Source organism: Vibrio sp. 1069 (assembly GCF_033340555.1).
Map to the genome: position 1 here is coordinate 1 of NZ_JAWOWP010000158.1, position 935 is coordinate 935.

Annotated in this window: 1 protein-coding gene and 1 pseudogene; one reads left to right on the plus strand and one right to left on the minus strand. The window is 40.4% G+C overall.

What is annotated here, in order from left to right; all coding sequences use genetic code 11:
* The first annotated feature begins 97 nt into the window (after positions 1–97).
* Positions 98–679 carry a nucleoside triphosphate pyrophosphatase gene (locus R7040_RS25125; protein WP_318097376.1) on the plus strand — a complete coding sequence of 194 codons (582 nt, stop codon included), beginning with the start codon at positions 98–100 and terminating at the stop codon, positions 677–679.
* Between the two features lie 94 nt (positions 680–773).
* Here R7040_RS25125 and R7040_RS25130 read toward each other — a convergent pair.
* Positions 774–935 (minus strand): annotated as a pseudogene (locus R7040_RS25130) (RNA pseudouridine synthase); the annotation flags it as partial.

The window sequence follows — 935 nt, forward strand, 5'->3', positions numbered from 1 at the left end:
AAGTTGTACTTTTTTGCGCTTAACATACAGAGCATTAGCCAGAATCATTTTTGATCGATTATCCTATTGGAAATGCTTGCGTGAATTGTAATTCAAAATGAAAAATTACCAAGTGGTTTTAGCCTCAACCTCCCCTTTTCGTCAACAACTGCTTGAAAAGCTTTCAGTCCCGTTCATTTGTTTATCTCCTGACTGCGATGAAACGCCGTATGAGAGTGAAACTCCTCTGGATCTAGTGCAGCGCTTAGCCGTAAACAAAGCAACCTCTTGCTCTGTTAATGAACCAAGTTTGGTCATCGGCAGCGATCAAGTTTGCGTAATTGATGGAAAAATCGTTGGCAAACCTCTAAATCGTGAAAATGCTATCAATCAATTACTTGCTCAAAGTGGTAAAGCCATCACTTTCTATACCGGACTGGCGGTTTATAACTCGGTGACGAATCTGACTGAAGTTGGCTACGACACCTTTGAAGTGCATTTTAGAAACTTAAACCGTGAACAAATTGAACGTTACGTCGACAGAGAAGAACCGTTTTACTGTGCTGGCAGCTTCAAAAGCGAAGGGATGGGAATTTGTTTGTTCGAAAAGTTAGTCGGCAAAGATCCAAACACTCTCGTTGGCCTGCCTCTGATTGATTTGATTGATATGCTGCAAAAGCAAGGTTTCGAGATCTTGTAAGTTTAATCAACGCCTCTACTCATCATTTGAAACCTAATATATAAGTGAAATGCAAAAAGGGAGCTAGAGCTCCCTTTGTTTATAGTAAATGCGTTCAGTTTGCCTTTCTTAATCCAACAAGCACTTTCTCTAGTTTGGATTCCATCGGAGCATTAATTTCCATCCATTCATCATTAGACGGATGTTGAAACTTAATGTTCGCGGCATGCAAAAACAAACGGTCCAATCCAAGTTGACCAGTGTAGGCATCAAAACG